The sequence below is a fragment of the Ruminococcus sp. genome, from assembly GCF_016287535.1.
Classification (GTDB): domain Bacteria; phylum Bacillota; class Clostridia; order Oscillospirales; family Ruminococcaceae; genus Ruminococcus.
In genome coordinates this window covers 1-17,614 of sequence record NZ_JAEFAJ010000035.1, presented here as the reverse complement: position 1 = coordinate 17,614, position 17,614 = coordinate 1, and the positions used below count along the sequence as shown (strand labels likewise).

Genomic DNA, 17,614 nt, shown 5'->3' with positions numbered 1-17,614 from the left:
TCATATCTCCCTGCGGCAGATATTGCCGCTTATCATTACGAGCAGCGGCTCGGACATGAGGTCGAGGGGATTGTCCCCCTTCCGGTAGAGCTGTATATCAGCGTCCTTTCCCTCTGTGACGGAGCCGGTAACATCGTCGATTCCGAGTATGGCGGCAGGGTTTATTGTGAGAGTTTTCAGAGCTTCACCGAAGCCGAGACCTCCCTTGACCGCAGCCTGTGCGGACAGAGGCAGGTACTGTACGGGTATGACCGTATGGTCTGTGCATATGGCTATTTTTACGCCGCTCTCGTGGAGGAGAGAAGCATTTTTCAGTTCAAGTCCCTTCATTTCGGGCTTGCAGCGGTCGCATATCAGAGGACCGCATATCACGGGTATCTCTTCCGCGGCGATTATATCCGCAATGAGCTGACCCTCCGTGCCGTGGATTATGACGGGGTCGAGACCGAATTCCTTGGCTATGCGCATGGCTGTGCATATATCGTCTGCGCGGTGGCAGTGGAAGAAAGCCTTTACCTTGCGGTCAAGGAGAGGCATGAGTGCCTCGCACTTGATATCATACTCAGGCGGGTCGTAGTTCTCGCTGTCGGAGTAGTAGCTGTCCATATCGTGTACGTAGCGGCGAGCCTTGTAGAGTCCCTCACGGATAAGGGCGGCTATCGCCATACGGGTCACGGGAGTTTCCTCACGTCCGTTGTATACGTTCTTGGGGTTCTCGCCGAGAGCGAATTTTATTCCGCAGCTTTTTATAAGCATATCGTCGATACGTCTGCCATAAGTTTTTATAGCCGCTATCTCTCCGCCGCAGGCGTTTGCGCTGCCAGGACCTGAAGCCACGGTGGTTATGCCCCGCGTACGAGCGTCCTCAAAGCAGCGGTCAAATGGGTTGATACCGTCGATAGCCCTCATCTGAGGTGTAAAGGGATCGGTGGACTCGTTGCAGTCGTCCCCCTCGAAGTCGAGGCTGTCCTCGATTATGCCAAGGTGGGTGTGTGCGTCTATGAAGCCTGGAAGCAGCATACCGCCGTCCGCGTCTACAGCGTCAGCAGGTATGTCCGCTGGAACGCCATCACCGACAGTTTTTATGCTGCCGCCTTCTGTTTCGACCCAGCCGCAGGGGATAACTCCCTGTGAGTCCATAGTGTGTATCTCAGCGTTATAGATAAGCATAGTCCGCTCACTTTCTGAGTGAACGTGCGATAAGCTCCGCGTTTTCGACGGGGCTGCCGCTGCACTCAAGTCTTATGGTCGAATGTTTCAGATAGATGTCCCTGCGTGAGTTGTAAAGCTCTTCGAGCTGTTCCTTTGTGGAGCTGACAACGATAGGGCGGTTGGTATCGTCCTTTATGCGCTCGTAGCAGACTTCAAAGGGGACGTCGAGGAATACCACAGCCGCGCCTGCGTCTTTTGCAGCCTTTGCGGTATCGGGATTGAGCATAGCGCCGCCGCCGCAGGCAGCGACAGTTGTCTTGCCGCAGAGGGACTTTACTATCTCAGCTTCGGTCTGACGGAAGAAGGGCTCGCCTTTTTTCTCGAATATCTCAGGGATAGTCATTTCGAGGGTGCGTACAATTATATCGTCCGTGTCGCAGAAGCCGCAGCCCAGCTTTTTAGCCGCGAGCTTGCCTATAGTTGATTTTCCGCAGCCCATAAAGCCGCATAAAAAAACAGTCATATTATTCTCCTTTTTTACTTCTGAGCCTCGAAGAACTCAAGTATCAGAGCGTTTGTATCGAATCCGCTGAAGTTTTCCTTAGGCCATTCGTGGCCGCCGTTTTTTACGAGCAGGTCCCAGACCTGAATATTCTTATCCTTGTTTTCGTATTTTTTCAGTACAGCGTGTTTGCTGATATCCGACTCCTCAGTCAGTACAGCGCCGTTTGACTCAGTCCAGTACGCCATAACGTCCTCAATTGCTGGAAACTTGGAATATTTCGCGGTACCGTCGCTGTTCTTGGGAACAACATCGTCCTTTGCGCCTGTTATCTGAAAGAAACTCACACTGTTTTGGTTTTTCCTGTTTTCCCATACGCTGTCCGTCATTATTCCTGCAACGCTTACAAGGGCGGAGAAGGTGTCTCCGGCTTCCGCAGCCAGCCTGTGTGCCATGAACCCGCCGTTGCTGAAGCCTGCTGCGTAAGTCCTGTTCCTGTCGAGGGAATACTCCTTCTGAAGATACCTCGCAAGAGCTTTCAGAAACTCGGTGTCTCTGTTCTGACTTGTTCCTGCGCCGGCATTCCAGCCTGTTGACGATGATCTGTCCTCCGGGTCGGCAGCGCCGGTGACATAGACCACCGCATAGCCGGCAGGATTGGCAGTTTTTTCAAACTGCACCGATGTGCGGAAGCTCTCGGCGGTATGGCCGTAGCCGTGGAGCATAAGTACAAGGGGGGCGTTTTCGGCATTGTCGGGGAGGTCAACGATGAAATCATGCTTTAAGGAATCGAATGTGCAGGAATACCGGTTGTCACTGATAAGGGAAATATCCTTCAGCTCAGGCAGTGCCGGCTGAGGTCTGTTTTTTTCGCTTCCGCAGCCGGAAAGCAGTCCGTATATCAGCAGAAAAGGACAAAGGAGCAGGAATGTCCTGCTCTTTATTCCGCAAACGTGTCTCATATTCACTTGTTCATGCTGTCAACAGCATTTTCGACATCTTTGATTATACCGGAGATATCCTCGGCATTGAAGCTGCCGCCGTACCATATCTCATGAGCCTTCACAGCCTGATATACCAGCATTGAAGCGCCTCCCACAGCCACCTTTCCGAGAGCTCGTGCCTTCTTCATGAGAAGAGTCTCGGTGGGGTTGTAGATAACGTCGAAGACGCTGCCGCAGTTTTCAATGACGGTGTCGCTTACCGCGCAGGCGTCCACCTTTGGGTACATACCCACGGGAGTAGCGTTTATTAGCAGGTCATAGCTGCCGTCGAGAGTGGATATATCAGCTATCCTTACGGAAGCGCCGCTGCATTTTGCCAGTATCTCAGCCATGAGTATCTGCGCGTTCTTAACGTCCTGAGGGATAACTGCAAGGGTGATATTTCCGCCGTGGCGTGCCACCTCTATAGCTATCATTCTTCCGACGCCGCCGCAGCCGAGGATAGCCACATTTCCGCCAACAGGGAGCAGCTCCGCTGAGCGCAGGAAGCCGTCGCAGTCGGTATTGTAGCCCACGAGCTTTCCGCCGTCGTTGCTTATGCAGTTGACGGAGTTATAGCGGAGAGCGCTTTCCGCAAGCTCGTCTGTAAGAGCGATGACGGTCTGCTTGTGGGGGATAGTCACATTGAGACCGCGGAGACTTTCAAGAAGACCGCGGCTGCCTGTTATATCCTCCGGAGCGATGTCAATGAGCTCATAGGAGGTATCTTCCAGTCCGCTGAGTGCGAAGAGCTTTTCATGTATGAGAGGGGACATTGAATGTCCGAGAGGGTGACCGATGAGTGCGAATCTGTTCATGATAATAATCCTCCAAGTGTTTCAAGGTCTTCGACATTCACAGCAGTTATATCCTTGAGCGTCTTTTTGACAAGTCCGGTGAGTGTTCTTCCGGGACCGAATTCCACGAATACGTCGGTGCCCGCCTCCTGCATGGCAGCAAGCTCGGAGGTGAAGCGTACAGGTGATACTATGTGCTTTGCAAGCATGGTCGCCATGTCCGAGAAATCCGTGAGTTCGCCGCCCGTGAGGTTGGAATAATACTTCACTCCGGGTGTGCTGAACTTTATTGTCTTTGCGGTCTCGTAGAATTTGTCAGCAGCAGGCTGCATGAGCTTTGAGTGGAAAGCGCCCGCTACATTAAGGGGTATCACTCTTGCCTTCATTTCAGCAAATACCTCGCTTACCTCTGCGATGCCCTCCGGGGTTCCCGCAATGACAGTCTGAGCAGGTGAATTGTAGTTTACGGCGGTGACATATTCCTTCGCCTCGCCGCATACTCTCTCCACTTCTTCGGGAGCTATTTTCATGACCGCAGCCATGGCACCCGAAGCGGAAGCCGTAGCCTCCTCCATAGCGGCAGCCCTTGCCTTTATAAGACGGAAAGCGTCCTCAAGTGATATCATTCCGGAAGCGTACATTGCGGCGTATTCGCCGAGGGAATGTCCTGCGACTCCGTCAAAGGTGAAGCCCTTGGACTGTGCGGCTTTCAGGCATACTATGGAAGTAGCCATTATAGCCGGCTGAGAGTTGATAGTCCTTGAAAGCTCGTCAAGAGGTGCGTTGAAGCAGATATTTTTCAGGTCGGTGCCGAGTATCTCCGAGCCGGTGTCGTATACCTCCATGAGTTCCGGCATAGCTTCAGCTATGTCTTTGCCCATGCCCTCGTACTGCGAACCCTGTCCTGAAAATAGTGCAATTGTCATAATAAATAACTTCCTTTCTGTATGTTATCCCCAATGGTATTGGCGAAAATAACCTATTGCCTAATTGCAAATTTGTGAGAAGTGACGATATTTTGTCTTTAAATTATCAAAGTGCTGAAATATCGTTGCAAAAAACCTCAAAATGATTTACAATATAATATGTGTGGTATCCCGCCGTTAAGGGGAAAACTGTCTCCTCCGGCGGTACCGATATTACTACTATAACATAAAATTACGGTTTTTACAACTGTATTTTCATAATTTTATTGATTCTAAGGAGCTTTTTAATGGGCATAAGCATTTTGGGAATGGGAAGATATGTACCGGATCAGGTACTGACAAACGATGACTTCACCCGTTTCATAGACACCAACGACGAGTGGATAAGCTCAAGAACGGGCATAAAGGAGCGCCCTATGGCAGGCTGGGAGCCGACGTGGTATATGGGCAGACAGGCTGCAATGAGCGCCATAAAGTCGGCAGGCATAGACCCTGCGGATATAGGACTTGTGATATCATGTACGGCAACGTCTGATTTCCACACTCCGAGTATGTCGAGCATAATACAGCACCAGACGGGAGCTGTGAACGCAGCCGCGTTCGATATGAACGCAGCCTGTTCGGGATTCGTCTATGCGCTGGATACGGCAAGGCGTTTCCTCGAAACGGACGATGATATGAAGTACGTGCTTGTAGTCGCAAACGAATCCCTCTCTCGCTTCATCGACTTTTCTGACAGAGCGTCGTGCATACTCTTCGGCGACGGAGCTGCCGCAGCAGTAGTCGAGAAGAGCGGCAAGCTCTTTTCATCACATCTCGGCTCGGACGGAAGCGGCGCGGAGCTGCTCTGCGCAAGGGCACTGAACGTAGCGCCGGAGGTAGCGCTGAAGAACGGGTTCAGGGACCCCTTCCCGGAAATGGAGCTCCACAAGCTCCGCCAGAACGGCAAGGAGGTATACAAGTTCGCTGTGCAGGCGCTGCCGAGAGCCTTTGAGATGGCAGCCGCAAAGGTGAACATCACAAAGGACGATATAGACTGGTTCGTGCCTCATCAGGCGAACATAAGGATAATAGAGACAGCCGCCAAGAAGCTGGGCGCACCTATGGAGAAGTTCATAGTTACCCTTGACCATTACGGCAATACTTCAAGCGCTTCCATACCTCTTGCGCTCTGCGAGGGCATAGAAAAGGGACTGATAAAGCGCGGACAGAAGCTTGCTCTCATCGGCTTCGGAGCAGGTCTCACCTACGGCGGAATAATACTGGAATACTGATTTTTTCAGCTATTAGCCGTTAGCCTATGTAATTTCAATTAATGTCCGTAAGGGCACACAACAGGCTAAAAGCTGATAGCTAAAGGCTAAGTGCTCAATAACAGAAGGAGAACTACTACTATGAAAACACGCATCACTGAGCTTCTCGGCTGCGAATACCCCATAATACAGGGCGGTATGGCATGGGTAGCCGAGCACACACTCGCTTCCGCAGTATCAAACGCAGGCGGAATAGGTCTTATCGCAGGCGGCAGTGCTCCAATAGACTATCTGCGTGAGCAGATACGTCTCTGCAAGGAAAAGACAAACAAGCCCTTCGGCGTAAATATAATGCTTATGAGCCCCAATGCCGACGACCTCGCGCAGCTCTGCATAGACGAGGGCGTTAAGGTCATCACCACAGGTGCCGGCAACCCCGGAAAGTATATGGCTGCATGGAAGGAAGCAGGTATAAAGGTAATGCCTGTAGTTCCCTCTGTAGCTCTTGCGAAGAGAATGGAGAAGTCCGGAGCTGACGCCGTTATCGCTGAGGGTACGGAGTCCGGAGGACATATCGGCGAGAATACGACCATGTGTCTCGTTCCTCAGGTGGTGGACGCGGTGGAGATACCGGTCATCGCGGCAGGCGGAATCGCCGACGGCAGAGGTATGGCGGCAGCCTTCATGCTTGGTGCTGAGGGCGTACAGATAGGCACACGCTTCCTTGCTTCGGAGGAGTGTCAGATACACCCCACTTTCAAGGACCTCGTCATAAAGGCAAAGGATACGGACAATATAGTAACGGGACGCTATACCGGTCACCCGTGCAGGAATATAAAGACCAAGTTCGCAAAGAAGCTTGCCACAGGCGAGAAGGAGGGCACGCTCTCTCCCGAAGAGTTCGAGCAGCTCACAGTGGGAGCTCTCCGCAGAGCCGTAGTTGACGGCGATGTGGAAAGCGGATCCTTCCTCTGCGGAGCTATATCCGGCATGGTCAACGACATAAAGTCCTGCGCTGACATCGTAAAGGAAATAAACGACGGAGCGGAGAGGCTCCTGAAGCTATGAGATACAAGTATGTAAGGATGAAGAGCAGTATCGGCGGCAAATACTATCACAAGACCGAGAACGGCAAGATGAGTCCCCGTCAGGTGATAGAGGATATGGCTGCACAGGGCTGCAGGTATGTTGGAAATGTACCGGTACAGCTGGGCGGATACGGCGCCCTGATCGAATATGACATGATATTTGAATACTGAGAAAGTTACATTTGTAACTGAGAAAATGACATTCTTCACGTTCAAAACTGCGTGAAGTCATGATAGAATGAAAGCATCAGTCCAAGGAAAACGGAGGAAACAATAATGGCAACAGCAATAATCACAGGCGCTTCACAGGGAATAGGCGCCTGCATCGCAAAAAGACTCGCACAGGACGGCTTTGACGTAGTAATTAATCACTATCCCAGCGACAGCGACAGGGAAAAGGCTCTCACGGTCGCGGAGGAGTGCCGCGGCTTCGGCGTAAAGGCTGAGTGCTATGCGGCAGACGTATCGAAATTTGACCAGTGTGAAGCTATGGTGAAGCAGGTAAAGGCTGACTTCGGCACTATCGACGCACTTGTGAACAACGCAGGCATCACAAAGGATAAGCTCCTTGCAAGAATGAGCGAGGAGGAATACGACGCGGTCATCGCTGTTAACCAGAAGAGCGTGTTCAATATGACCAAGCAGGTCACATCTGTAATGATGAAGCAGAGAAGCGGCAGGATAGTAAATGTAGCTTCGGTAGCCGGACTTTACGGCAACCCCGGACAGATGAACTATTCCGCCTCAAAGGCTGCCATAATCGGCATGACAAAGACCACAGCCAAGGAATTCGGTTCGAGGAACATCACCTGCAACGCTGTTGCGCCGGGACTTATAAGGACTCCCATGACAGATGTTCTCTCCGATGAACTTAAAGCAAAGATGATAGAGGCTGTAGCTCTCAGGAGATACGGCGAGCCTGAGGAGATCGCTTCCGTTGTATCCTTCCTTGTTTCCGACAACGCTTCATACGTTACGGGACAGGTGATAGAGATATCGGGCGGACTCTCAATGTAATATTATCAACAGTCGCAGCATGGGGCAGAAGCTCCGGACGCACCAAAAATCTTAATAAATAGCAGAAAGGGAAAAATATGAGCAGAAGAGTTGTTATCACGGGAATGGGAGCCGTTACTCCCCTCGGAACAGGCGTTGAAAAGTTCTGGGCAGGAATAAAGGAGAATAAGATAGGCATATCGTTTATTGATATGTTCGATACCGAGCGCACGGGAGTGAAGATCGCAGGCGTGATCCGCGACTTCAACGAAGAGGAATACTACGGCGTGGCAGGCTGCTTCGACAAGAAGGAAGCAAAGCATATGGATACCTTCACAAAGTACGCGGTAGTCGCAGCGCATGAGGCGCTCACGGACGCAGGCACCGACCTGAAGGACCTTGATCCCTACAGAGTAGGCGTACTTGTAGGTTCCGGAATCGGCGGCGTTGACCTTACTCTCTCGGAGTACAGCAAGTATCTTGAAAAAGGTCCGAGCCGTGTATCCGCATTCTATATCCCCATGATGATAAGCAATATGGCTGCCGGCACCATATCCATGAAAACAGGATTCAGAGGCGCCAATTTCGATATAACCACCGCCTGTGCTTCAAGCGCCCACTCCATAGGCGAAGCCTTCCGCAAGATTAAGGACGGCTACCTTGACGCCTGTCTTGCCGGCGGAACAGAGTCCACAAGAGTTGAATTCACCTTCGGCGGTTTCGCGAATATGAAAGCTCTCACAAAGTCCTCCGATCTTACAAGAGCTTCCATACCCTTCGACAAGGAGCGCAGCGGCTTTGTGCTCGGAGAGGGAAGCGCAGTTCTCGTGCTTGAGGAATACGAGCACGCAAAGGCAAGAGGCGCTAAGATATACGCGGAGATATCAGGTTACGGCGCTACCTGCGACGGATATCATATGACATCGCCCATGCCTTCCGGCGAAGCAGCCGCAAAGGGCATGGAGCTCGCAATGCAGGAAGCAGGTCTCAGACCTGAGGATATAGATTATATAAACGCACACGGCACCTCGACAGGTCTCAACGACAAGTACGAGACAGCCGCTATAAAGCTCGCTCTGGGCGAGAAGGACGCAAGAAGAGTAAAGATAAGCTCCACCAAGTCCATGATAGGACATCTTCTCGGCGCAGCAGGCGCTGTGGAAGCGGTGGTATGCGCGAAGTCCGTACAGGAGGGCTTCATTCACGCGACTGTGGGATATAAGGTGCCCGACGAGGAGTGCGACCTCGATTACTGCGGAAACGGCAACATTGAGCAGGAGGTCAATGCCGTACTTTCCAATTCGCTTGGATTCGGCGGACATAACGCAACACTCTGTTTCACAAGGGTAAAGGACTAAGGAGGATATTCAATGGAGAAAATCTACGGTCAGATAGACCTTGAAACTATCGAGAAGCTTGCTGACATAATAAATAAAAAGGATCTTTCTGAGCTTACTATCGCAAACGGCGAAAAGAGCATAACCCTCAAGGGAAGAAAATGCCTGCCGCCTGTGCCGGTAGCAGCCGCAGTACCAGTCCAGACTTCCGTACCCGTTGAGAGTACTCTTGCGGCGAGCGAGGCATCAATGGCTGAGGAGGTAAGCGGAAAGATCGTAAGATCGCCCATCGTAGGCACATTCTACTCGGCTCCCTCACCTGACAAGCCGCCTTTCGTAAAGACAGGCGACGAGGTGAAGAAGGGCGATATTATAATGATAATCGAGTCTATGAAGCTGATGAACGAGATACAGTCGGAGTACGACGGAACAGTTGAGCAGATACTGGTCTCCGACGGTCAGGCAGTAGAGTTCGACCAGCCTATCATGGTCATAAAATAATGGAATACAGGTACATCACGCAGGAGATCATAGAAAAAGGCAACGTGAATATCACATCTCCAGGGATGTTCGAGGAAGCAAGACGGTACAATATAGAAGCTGTTAAGAACTATAAGAAGCGTTACTGGTTAAAGATCATCTTCGGCTTATGGATAGCTGCGCAGGTGATATATGTGCTGTTCTGCGTTGTGAACAGTCTGGATATGCAGGAGAGCTATGACGCAGCGACAAAGACAAGTATGCCGGTATGGCGGATAGTTCTCGGTGCAGCGGGAGTTCTTGCTTATCTTGGGCTGATGTTCTGGTTTGCCTTCCACAACGGCAGCCGTGACAAGAAGACCCTTTGCCTTGCTTCGCTGCCCATAATAGCGTTTTCACCGTACCTTGCAGGTATCCCCTTCGGAAATTTTATTATAGGATATCTTTATGAGAGGGCGGAGGACTATTTCTCGAAACAGCTGGGATACCCTTCTTTTCAGAGACTTGTCACCAATTCCGTGTTCAGCAGTTCGGATAATATAAACGACCTCACTTATGACAGCATACGTGAAAATGTACGCAGGGATCACCCTGACGACGGGGATTTCCTCGGATAACGGGAGACTTTGTGTATCATGGCATGGAAATATATAACTCAGGATATCATCGACGCAGGGGGCATAAGCGTCACCAATGCCGAAATGTTCGCGGAGGCGAGAGAATATAATATCGAAGCCGTCAGGAACTACAACAAGAAGCGCCGCAATCACTGGCTCATAGCCTCATGGAAGTTCCTCGGCATACCCGCTCTTAATCTTCTTGTGGGCTGGCTCCATCAGAAAACGGAGAACGAGCTTAAAAACAAGTCCGGATATCCTGCTTTTTCAAGGCTTGCCGTGACCACCTCCCAGAGCGATTCCGACAGCATATCGAATATCACATTCGACAGTATACGCGAAAAGGCAAGAAGAGAGCAGAACCGTGACTGAATACACTGATGTACGAAAAAGGAGATATAACAATGGCTGATATACTTATGAATAAAGAACAGATAATGGAAATAATCCCTCACCGCGATCCCTTTCTCCTCATCGACGAGATAGTGGATATGGAAGTGGGAGTAAGGGTACACGCAAGGAAGTACATCAAAGAGGACGACTTCTGGTTTAGGGGACATTTCCCCGGATATCCGGTAACTCCCGGAGTTCTCATGGTGGAGATGCTTGCGCAGGCAGGAGCCGTATGTATGCTCTCAAAGCCTGAGTTCAATGGCAAGCTCGGACTTTTCGGAGGCATCGACAAGGCAAAGTTCCGCAGACAGGTGGTTCCCGGCGACGTTCTCGACCTTGAGGTGGAGATGATACGTCAGCGCGGACCTGTGGGTACAGGACAGGCGCTTGCGTCCGTAGGCGGCGAAAAGGCTGTATCCTGCGAGATAACCTTTATCGTCACAGACAATAAATAATCCATACGGGGGATAATCGTAAATGTTCAAAAAAGTACTTATCGCCAACAGAGGCGAGATAGCTGTACGGATAATAAGGGCGTGCAGAGAGCTGAGCATACGCTGTGTTGCGGTATACTCCACAGCTGACCGCAACTCTCTCCATGCGCAGATAGCTGACGAGGCGATATGTATAGGACCGCCTGCCACAAAGGACAGCTATCTCAATATGAACGCCATAATACAGGCGGCTCTCAATACCGGTGCGGAGGCTATCCACCCCGGTTTCGGCTTCCTTTCCGAGAACGCGGAGTTCGCAAAGCTCTGTGAAGCTAACGGGATAGTATTTATCGGTCCTTCGTATAAGTCCATAGAAATGCTGGGTGACAAGGCTGCCGCAAAGGAGACAATGGCAGCAGCCGGAGTACCCGTTATCCCCGGCTCAAAGGGAGCTGTAAAGACCCTGAAGGAAGCAAGGAAGATAGCCGAAAAGGCAGGATATCCCGTACTTGTAAAGGCTTCCGCAGGCGGCGGCGGACGCGGCATACGCCGTGTTAACAGTCCCGACGAGCTTGAGGCTCAGATGACAGCGGCACAGCAGGAGGCTAAGAACTTCTTCGGCGACGACGCTGTATATATCGAAAAATTCCTTGTGAATCCCCACCATGTGGAGATACAGATAATAGCTGACAAGCACGGCAACTATATACACCTCTGCGAGCGCGACTGCTCCATGCAGCGCCGCAACCAGAAGATGCTGGAGGAGTGCCCCAGCCCTATCGTGGACGGGAAGCTACGTCAGAAAATGGGGGCTGCCGCGGTGACAGCCGCAAAGGAGTGTGGCTACTATAACGCAGGTACTATAGAGTTCCTCGTTGACGAGAACCGTGACTTCTACTTCATGGAAATGAATACGAGGATACAGGTCGAGCACCCTATAACCGAGGAAGTAACGGGCTTCGACATTGTAAAGGCGCAGATAGAGATAGCTGACGGCAAGCCTCTTGAGATAAAACAGGAGGATATAAAGATGCGGGGTCACGCTATCGAGTGCAGGATAAATGCGGAAAATCCCGACAAGGGCTTCCGTCCCTCACCGGGTACCATTACGGCGCTGTATATGCCGGGCGGTCCTGGAATAAGAATAGACGGAGCAGTGTATCAGGGCTATACCATAACCCCTTACTATGACTCCATGATAAGCAAGCTCATCGCGCACGGCTCCGACCGGGAGGACGCCATAAACAAGATGAGATGGGCGCTTTCGGAGTTCATCGTTGAGGGCGTTGACACAAATATAGATTTTCAGCTTGAAATAATCAGAAACGCAGATTTCAGGGCAGGAAAGTACGATAACGGCTTCCTTGAGAGATATATGGAAGAAAAGAAGAAATAAAACGGGAATGCGGTGAAAAGAATTGTTTGAAGATTTTTTTAACGTAGTTAAGAAGCGCTGGGGAGAGGGCGAAGAGGAATACAAGCCGCCCATGTTCAAATGTCCGCGCTGTCAGGGCACGAGTCCGCTGTCCAAATATGAGGAGCTCAGAAGAGTATGCCCCAAGTGCAACTATCACGGCAGACTTTCTTCCACAGAGCGTATCGCAATAACTGTTGACAAGGACAGCTTCAGGGAGTTCGACGGAAAGATGAAGGGCGCAGACCCTCTTGATTTCCCTGATTATGCCGAAAAGCAGGCAGAGCTCCGGGCAAGCACCGGTCTCAGCGAAGCAGTAATCACGGGTACGGCGTCTATAAAGGGCTCTCCCGTAGTGATAGGAGTAATGGATTCACGTTTTATGATGGGTTCTATGGGAAGCATCGTAGGCGAGAAGATAACAAGGGCTTTTGAGTACGCAACGGAGCATAGTCTTCCGGTCATCATGTTCACGGCTTCCGGCGGAGCCCGTATGCAGGAGGGTATAGTATCCCTCATGCAGATGGCAAAGACCTCAGGAGCGGTAAAGCTCCACAGCGAGGCAGGAGGACTGTATATATCCGTAATGACTGACCCCACAACAGGCGGCGTTACCGCCAGCTTTGCGTCTTTGGGAGATATAATCATAGCAGAGCCCAAGGTGCTAATAGGCTTTGCGGGCAGAAGAGTCATCGAGGGAACTATCAAGCAGAGACTTCCGGAGGACTTCCAGCTTGCCGAGTTCATGTACGAAAAAGGCTTTGTGGATATGATAGTTGAGCGCAGGAAGCTCAGAAGCGTGCTCTCACACCTTCTGAAGCTCCACGGATACAACCCTAAGGAGGCGTGAGCATGGACGAAAAGAAAACAGCGTGGGAACGCCTTCAGCTCATACACACCAAGGGCAGACCTACCATAAAGGATTATATACCGCAGATATTCACCGACTGGTACGAAATGCACGGCGACCGTCTTTTCGGCGACGACAGGGCTATAATCGGCGGTATCGCAAGACTTGACGGCACACCCGTCACCATAATAGCGGAGGTAAAGGGCAGAGACCTCAACGAGAATAAAGCCTGCAATTTCGCAATGCCTCACCCGGAGGGCTACAGAAAGGCTCTCAGGATAGCAAGACAGGCTGAGAAATTCCACCGTCCGATAATATGCTTCATAGACACTCCCGGAGCGTTCTGCGGAGTAGCGGCTGAGGAGCGCGGACAGGGCGAGGCTATCGCAAAGAATATCGCGGAGTTCATGACTCTGCGCACACCTATAATATCAATAGTTCTCGGCGAAGGCGGAAGCGGCGGCGCACTTGCGCTGGGCGTATGCGACGAGCTGGCAATGCTGGAAAACGCGGAATATTCCGTATTATCTCCCAGAGGTTTTGCGAGCATACTCTGGAAGGACGCTTCGAGAGAGCAGGAAGCAAGCGAGATAATGAAGATAACCGCGGAGGATATGGTGCGTTTGGGCGTGGCTGAAGCCATAATAGAGGAGCCCCTCGGAGGCGCTCATAACGATTTAGACAAAATTTCAGAAAATATAAAGGAATATTTGTCACAAAAAATATCGGAAAAATGCAAAAAAGATATTGACGTTTTGCTTAAAGAACGCTATACTAAATTTAGAAAAATCGGAGCGTTCAATGAATGAACCGGTTTTGACAAAAAATAAAGATAAATAAAAGAAAAATGGAGGACCAGATAATGATTTTTGAAAAACTCAAAGATATTATTGCAGAACAGCTCAGTGTGGAGGCAGACGAAGTAAACCTTGATTCAAACATTCAGGACGATCTCGGAGCTGACTCTCTCGACGTTGTTGACCTTATAACAACTATCGAGGACGAGTTTGATCTTTCTATCCCCGACGAGGCAGTAGAGGAGATCAAGACAGTAGGAGACATCGTAAACTATATTGAAAAGAATACAGACGCTGAATAATGAGCGTATTAATTCCCCCGACCATAAGTCGGGGGATTTTTTTGTTGATACCCCTGTAAAAATATGGTAATATATAAGAAGGAAAAATTTTTTTCGGACCTTGCAGCACTTTCGTATTTCGCTCCGAATGTTATTTATGAAAGGTCGATCTTCAATAATAATACAGCAGGGAGGGATGAACATGACAGGAAGCGAGCTGAGAGAGCTTCTCGGCAGGTCTCCTGCTGAATGCCACAGGGCGCTCATGCAGGAATACGGAAAATATGTTTACTCGATAATTTTCAATAAGCTCAGGAGCTGCGGCACCCAGGAGGACATAGAGGAGTGCTTCAGCGACGTGTTTGCGGATATATTCATAAAATTCGAGTACGACGAGAAGTATGTGAACGATATAAAGGGATATATCGGCACTGTTGCCAAGCGCACGGCTATAGACAGGTACAGGAGCCTTTCTGCCGAGAGAGCCCATGCCGCATTCACCGACGAGGAGGATATGACGGAGCTTGTTTCCGATTTCAGTGTTGACGAGCGCGTTGACAGTTCGGAACTCCGCAGGATACTCCTCAGGAACATAAAAGAGCTGGGCGAGCCGGATTCCACCATACTTATCCAGAAGTTCTACTATAACCGCAGATCGTCGGATATAGCAAAGACGGTCTCCATGACGGCGTCGTCGGTGCGTTCACGATGTACGAGAGCAATGGACAAGCTTCGGATAAAGCTTGCCGAAGCAGGCATCACAAGGTAAAGGAGGAGCAGCTGTGAATAAGAAAAATATATTTGATATGCTTGAAAACGCAGAGGATGATTCTATGGACGAGCTTACAGGAAATTGTCCGGAAATAGGCGGAGAGCAGTTTGAAAAGCTGCTCGCAGGGAGCGAAAGGAAGTACAAAATGAAAAAGGAAGAAATAGAAAGAACAAGGAAAGATAATAATATAAGCGGCGATGAGGTTACAGTGAGCGGAGTTGACCGCGTAAAGAGACCTGTGTGGCTCACACCCCTCATTACAGCAGCTTCACTGGTGCTTGTAACAGGAACTGTGCTTGGAAGTGTTTTACTTCTGAACAGAAACGGCGGTATTAACGGCGGAGGCAGCGTCACTCCTGCGGCAACGGCTGTCGCAACAGATAAGAACAGCACAGAAACAAAATACACATCTTCTGTCAGGACAACATCAACACAGGCAGTTACAACTGTCTCCACATCAGTACAGGAAAATACCGCGGAGACAAATGTCCAGAGCACCGGTGTTCAGGACGCAGAGATCACAACCGCAAGCACAACAGCTGCGGACGCAGGATTCCGGGAGGGAACACTTGAAGGCAAGGTGTACACATCGGACTATGCAGGGTTCAGGTTCAGAGGAAGTGAGAGCATGAATTATATGTCACGAGAGGATAGATACACCGAGCAACAGATGAAGAACAGATTTAAGTTTCCAGAAGAGAAGTACATAATAGACAGTGAGATCCTGGACGTAGATGCAACGGACTACGAAAATAATACAAGAGTAGATTTCAAATTCATCAACACAAAGAGCCGTTTTCCTGACAAGACAGATGTGACATTTGATGATTTTATAACCAAAAGAGCATTTGACGGAACTGAGTGGATAGAGTACAACGTGACAGAGCCTGAGACAGTAGAGCTTGGCGGCAAGGAGTACGCAAAGATAAGAATATCTGTTGATTACGCCCCCGACAGAGTAACCATCGTTTATTTAAGAAAGATAGATGACGACTTTACATTACAGATAAGCTATTACACAATTGCTGATGATGACTGTTCAGAGTTTGAAAGCAGATTTGAAGCGATAGACTGACCAGTAATTTGCAGTTGAAAATCAATTGGCTTTTATTCTGATAAAATGAAGCCCCGACTTTAAGTCGGGGCTTTTGCCTGCTTTCAACAAAAACGCCATTGTCAGATACTAAAAATTGCACTTGCAATTAATGTTTTAAAGTGATATAATATAAGTTGTAGGATTTTTCACAAAGAGGCCAAGAGGATATTTATGAAGAATATTAAGATAATCACAGGTCATTACGGCAGCGGAAAGACCAATTTTTCAGTAAATCTTGCTGTAAAAGCCGCAGCGGAGGGCAAGTCCGCAGCTATCGTTGACCTTGACATTGTAAATCCCTATTTCAGAACTGCCGATTTCAAAGACCTTTTCGAGGAAAAGGGCATAAGGCTCATAGCTCCCGATTTTGCAAGGAGCAACCTTGATATCCCGTCCATACAGTTCGACGTGGTGGAGCTTGCCACCGACGAGGACTGCCTTATAATCGACGTGGGCGGCGATGACGCAGGAGCCGTGGCTCTCGGACGATATGCCGAAGCATTGGAGCAGTTCAGGGACAGTATCGAGATGTACTACGTCATAAATCAGCGCCGCTACCTCACCAATACCGCTGAGGAAGTGACAAAGCTGATGTATGAGATAGAGGCGGCTGCCCGCATGAAGCATACCGCAATAGTAAACAACACCAATCTCGGCGTTGAGACCGACCTTGGCATAATCGAGCGGTCGCGTCCCTTTGCGGAAGAGACCTCCCGTATCACAGGGCTTCCTGTAATATATACGGTATATCCCGAGGATATAGCCGTGCTTGCAGATAAGCCCGATGTATTCCCGGCTAAGATATATGTAAAGCCCATATGGGGCTGATGAAAATTCGGAATGCGGAATTCGGAATGCGTGATCCAGCAAAAGCAGCTTGATCTCGGATTCCGAACCCCGAATTCCTTATTTGACCATAAATCATTATTTCATCTGAAAGGAGAAAAAAGTGTATGGCTAAAATGACAGTTATTACCGAGCGCTGCAAGGGCTGCGGTCTGTGTACAGCTGCCTGTCCCAAGAAGATCGTTGCACTTCAGAAGGAAAAGCGTAACAAGAAGGGATATTTTTACGCAGAATGTACCGATCAGTCAGCATGTATAAGCTGTGCAATGTGCGCAACAATGTGCCCCGACTGCGCTATCGTTATTGAAAAATAATCTATATTCGTTGAAAGGAGCTGTTTAGCTTTGGAAAGAAATCTTATGAAGGGTAACGAAGCGCTGGCAGAGGCTGCTATCAGAGCAGGCTGTAAATGCTTCTTCGGATATCCTATCACTCCTCAGACAGAGCTTGCCGCTTATATGGCAAAGCGTTTGCATAAGGCAGGCGGCGTATTCTTACAGGCAGAGTCCGAGATCGCTGTTATCAACATGGTCCTCGGAGTTGCTTCGACCGGCGACCGTGAAATGACATCATCGTCCTCACCCGTAATCTCACTCAAGA

General features: G+C 49.9%; 22 protein-coding genes and 1 pseudogene. 18 read left to right on the top strand and 5 right to left on the bottom strand.

All coding sequences use genetic code 11. The features are described from left to right. Genes QZZ36_RS11495 through fabD form a run of 5 tightly spaced genes read right to left on the bottom strand, consistent with a single transcriptional unit; the run spans position 1 to position 4,360 of the window. A complete protein-coding gene (locus QZZ36_RS11495; protein ID WP_295081592.1) occupies positions 1-1,170 on the bottom strand; it encodes an amidohydrolase in 1,170 nt (389 codons plus the stop codon). Between the two features lie 7 nt (positions 1,171-1,177). Beyond that, on the bottom strand, positions 1,178-1,675 hold the full coding sequence (locus QZZ36_RS11490) for a shikimate kinase (protein ID WP_295081589.1): 498 nt from the start codon (positions 1,673-1,675) through the stop codon (positions 1,178-1,180). Between the two features lie 14 nt (positions 1,676-1,689). Beyond that, positions 1,690-2,616: a PHB depolymerase family esterase gene (locus QZZ36_RS11485; protein WP_295081587.1), complete on the bottom strand. Its 927-nt coding sequence runs from the start codon at positions 2,614-2,616 to the stop codon at positions 1,690-1,692. Positions 2,617-2,618: 2 nt separating this feature from the next. Continuing rightward, positions 2,619-3,455, bottom strand: a complete 837-nt coding sequence (locus QZZ36_RS11480; RefSeq protein ID WP_295081585.1) for a shikimate dehydrogenase — start codon at positions 3,453-3,455, stop codon at positions 2,619-2,621. Continuing rightward, a complete protein-coding gene (gene fabD / locus QZZ36_RS11475) occupies positions 3,452-4,360 on the bottom strand; it encodes an ACP S-malonyltransferase (protein ID WP_295081583.1) in 909 nt (302 codons plus the stop codon). The genes QZZ36_RS11480 and fabD overlap by 4 nt, the downstream gene beginning before the upstream one ends. A 287-nt stretch (positions 4,361-4,647) precedes the next feature. Here fabD and QZZ36_RS11470 point away from each other — a divergent pair, with 287 nt between their 5' ends. The 18 genes and pseudogenes from QZZ36_RS11470 to QZZ36_RS11385 all read left to right on the top strand — a co-directional run. Further along, positions 4,648-5,634: a beta-ketoacyl-ACP synthase III gene (locus QZZ36_RS11470; protein ID WP_295081581.1), complete on the top strand. Its 987-nt coding sequence runs from the start codon at positions 4,648-4,650 to the stop codon at positions 5,632-5,634. 120 nt (positions 5,635-5,754) lie between these two features. After that, positions 5,755-6,681 (top strand): enoyl-[acyl-carrier-protein] reductase FabK, encoded by a 927-nt coding sequence (gene fabK / locus QZZ36_RS11465; RefSeq protein WP_295081578.1) that lies wholly within the window; start codon positions 5,755-5,757, stop codon positions 6,679-6,681. Next, positions 6,678-6,872: a DUF4177 domain-containing protein gene (locus QZZ36_RS11460; protein ID WP_295081576.1), complete on the top strand. Its 195-nt coding sequence runs from the start codon at positions 6,678-6,680 to the stop codon at positions 6,870-6,872. Before fabK ends, QZZ36_RS11460 begins: the two co-directional genes overlap by 4 nt. A gap of 105 nt (positions 6,873-6,977) precedes the next feature. Beyond that, positions 6,978-7,718 carry a 3-oxoacyl-[acyl-carrier-protein] reductase gene (fabG, locus tag QZZ36_RS11455; RefSeq protein WP_295081574.1) on the top strand — a complete coding sequence of 247 codons (741 nt, stop codon included), beginning with the start codon at positions 6,978-6,980 and terminating at the stop codon, positions 7,716-7,718. A 77-nt stretch (positions 7,719-7,795) separates the two neighbouring features. Beyond that, on the top strand, positions 7,796-9,055 hold the full coding sequence (gene fabF, locus QZZ36_RS11450) for a beta-ketoacyl-ACP synthase II (RefSeq protein WP_295081572.1): 1,260 nt from the start codon (positions 7,796-7,798) through the stop codon (positions 9,053-9,055). A gap of 12 nt (positions 9,056-9,067) precedes the next feature. Next, the gene (accB, locus tag QZZ36_RS11445) at positions 9,068-9,535 is read left to right on the top strand and encodes an acetyl-CoA carboxylase biotin carboxyl carrier protein (RefSeq protein ID WP_295081570.1); all 468 of its coding nucleotides are present in this window, start codon (positions 9,068-9,070) and stop codon (positions 9,533-9,535) included. Next, on the top strand, positions 9,535-10,131 hold the full coding sequence (locus QZZ36_RS11440; RefSeq protein ID WP_295081568.1) for a hypothetical protein: 597 nt from the start codon (positions 9,535-9,537) through the stop codon (positions 10,129-10,131). Before accB ends, QZZ36_RS11440 begins: the two co-directional genes overlap by 1 nt. Positions 10,132-10,149: 18 nt before the next feature. Then, entirely contained in the window at positions 10,150-10,503 is a 354-nt protein-coding gene (locus QZZ36_RS11435; protein WP_295081566.1) for a hypothetical protein, read from the top strand. Positions 10,504-10,535: 32 nt separating this feature from the next. Next, positions 10,536-10,979 carry a 3-hydroxyacyl-ACP dehydratase FabZ gene (fabZ, locus tag QZZ36_RS11430; protein ID WP_295081564.1) on the top strand — a complete coding sequence of 148 codons (444 nt, stop codon included), beginning with the start codon at positions 10,536-10,538 and terminating at the stop codon, positions 10,977-10,979. A 22-nt stretch (positions 10,980-11,001) separates the two neighbouring features. Then, positions 11,002-12,354 (top strand): acetyl-CoA carboxylase biotin carboxylase subunit, encoded by a 1,353-nt coding sequence (accC, locus tag QZZ36_RS11425; protein ID WP_295081562.1) that lies wholly within the window; start codon positions 11,002-11,004, stop codon positions 12,352-12,354. A 22-nt stretch (positions 12,355-12,376) separates the two neighbouring features. Then, complete coding sequence (gene accD, locus QZZ36_RS11420; RefSeq protein WP_295081560.1) at positions 12,377-13,222, top strand: acetyl-CoA carboxylase, carboxyltransferase subunit beta; 846 nt, start codon at positions 12,377-12,379, stop codon at positions 13,220-13,222. A 2-nt stretch (positions 13,223-13,224) separates the two neighbouring features. Next, on the top strand, positions 13,225-14,031 hold the full coding sequence (locus tag QZZ36_RS11415) for an acetyl-CoA carboxylase carboxyltransferase subunit alpha (protein WP_295081558.1): 807 nt from the start codon (positions 13,225-13,227) through the stop codon (positions 14,029-14,031). A 53-nt stretch (positions 14,032-14,084) separates the two neighbouring features. Continuing rightward, positions 14,085-14,321 (top strand): acyl carrier protein, encoded by a 237-nt coding sequence (acpP, locus tag QZZ36_RS11410; RefSeq protein WP_294753468.1) that lies wholly within the window; start codon positions 14,085-14,087, stop codon positions 14,319-14,321. A 181-nt stretch (positions 14,322-14,502) separates the two neighbouring features. Beyond that, entirely contained in the window at positions 14,503-15,069 is a 567-nt protein-coding gene (locus QZZ36_RS11405; RefSeq protein WP_295081556.1) for a sigma-70 family RNA polymerase sigma factor, read from the top strand. A 13-nt stretch (positions 15,070-15,082) separates the two neighbouring features. Continuing rightward, positions 15,083-16,147: a hypothetical protein gene (locus QZZ36_RS11400; protein WP_295081554.1), complete on the top strand. Its 1,065-nt coding sequence runs from the start codon at positions 15,083-15,085 to the stop codon at positions 16,145-16,147. Between the two features lie 192 nt (positions 16,148-16,339). Beyond that, the gene (locus tag QZZ36_RS11395) at positions 16,340-16,996 is read left to right on the top strand and encodes a cobalamin biosynthesis protein CobQ (RefSeq protein ID WP_295081552.1); all 657 of its coding nucleotides are present in this window, start codon (positions 16,340-16,342) and stop codon (positions 16,994-16,996) included. Positions 16,997-17,121: 125 nt separating this feature from the next. Beyond that, a complete protein-coding gene (locus tag QZZ36_RS11390) occupies positions 17,122-17,328 on the top strand; it encodes a 4Fe-4S dicluster domain-containing protein (RefSeq protein WP_294753460.1) in 207 nt (68 codons plus the stop codon). 45 nt (positions 17,329-17,373) lie between these two features. Next, a pseudogene (locus QZZ36_RS11385) lies at positions 17,374-17,614 on the top strand (3-methyl-2-oxobutanoate dehydrogenase subunit beta); the annotation flags it as partial.

Excerpts from the sequence above, each read along its gene's own strand:
- fabD (WP_295081583.1), bottom strand. The coding sequence starts at position 4,360 with ATGACAATTGCACTATTTTCAGGACAGGGTTCGCAGTACGAGGGCATG.
- QZZ36_RS11390 (WP_294753460.1), top strand. The coding sequence starts at position 17,122 with ATGGCTAAAATGACAGTTATTACCGAGCGCTGCAAGGGCTGCGGTCTG.
- QZZ36_RS11460 (WP_295081576.1), top strand. The coding sequence starts at position 6,678 with ATGAGATACAAGTATGTAAGGATGAAGAGCAGTATCGGCGGCAAATAC.
- QZZ36_RS11480 (WP_295081585.1), bottom strand. The coding sequence starts at position 3,455 with ATGAACAGATTCGCACTCATCGGTCACCCTCTCGGACATTCAATGTCC.
- fabG (WP_295081574.1), top strand. The coding sequence starts at position 6,978 with ATGGCAACAGCAATAATCACAGGCGCTTCACAGGGAATAGGCGCCTGC.
- QZZ36_RS11395 (WP_295081552.1), top strand. The coding sequence starts at position 16,340 with ATGAAGAATATTAAGATAATCACAGGTCATTACGGCAGCGGAAAGACC.
- accC (WP_295081562.1), top strand. The coding sequence starts at position 11,002 with ATGTTCAAAAAAGTACTTATCGCCAACAGAGGCGAGATAGCTGTACGG.
- QZZ36_RS11405 (WP_295081556.1), top strand. The coding sequence starts at position 14,503 with ATGACAGGAAGCGAGCTGAGAGAGCTTCTCGGCAGGTCTCCTGCTGAA.
- QZZ36_RS11485 (WP_295081587.1), bottom strand. The coding sequence starts at position 2,616 with ATGAGACACGTTTGCGGAATAAAGAGCAGGACATTCCTGCTCCTTTGT.
- acpP (WP_294753468.1), top strand. The coding sequence starts at position 14,085 with ATGATTTTTGAAAAACTCAAAGATATTATTGCAGAACAGCTCAGTGTG.
- QZZ36_RS11440 (WP_295081568.1), top strand. The coding sequence starts at position 9,535 with ATGGAATACAGGTACATCACGCAGGAGATCATAGAAAAAGGCAACGTG.
- accB (WP_295081570.1), top strand. The coding sequence starts at position 9,068 with ATGGAGAAAATCTACGGTCAGATAGACCTTGAAACTATCGAGAAGCTT.
- QZZ36_RS11415 (WP_295081558.1), top strand. The coding sequence starts at position 13,225 with ATGGACGAAAAGAAAACAGCGTGGGAACGCCTTCAGCTCATACACACC.
- fabK (WP_295081578.1), top strand. The coding sequence starts at position 5,755 with ATGAAAACACGCATCACTGAGCTTCTCGGCTGCGAATACCCCATAATA.
- QZZ36_RS11490 (WP_295081589.1), bottom strand. The coding sequence starts at position 1,675 with ATGACTGTTTTTTTATGCGGCTTTATGGGCTGCGGAAAATCAACTATA.
- fabZ (WP_295081564.1), top strand. The coding sequence starts at position 10,536 with ATGGCTGATATACTTATGAATAAAGAACAGATAATGGAAATAATCCCT.
- fabF (WP_295081572.1), top strand. The coding sequence starts at position 7,796 with ATGAGCAGAAGAGTTGTTATCACGGGAATGGGAGCCGTTACTCCCCTC.
- QZZ36_RS11470 (WP_295081581.1), top strand. The coding sequence starts at position 4,648 with ATGGGCATAAGCATTTTGGGAATGGGAAGATATGTACCGGATCAGGTA.
- QZZ36_RS11495 (WP_295081592.1), bottom strand. The coding sequence starts at position 1,170 with ATGCTTATCTATAACGCTGAGATACACACTATGGACTCACAGGGAGTT.
- QZZ36_RS11435 (WP_295081566.1), top strand. The coding sequence starts at position 10,150 with ATGGCATGGAAATATATAACTCAGGATATCATCGACGCAGGGGGCATA.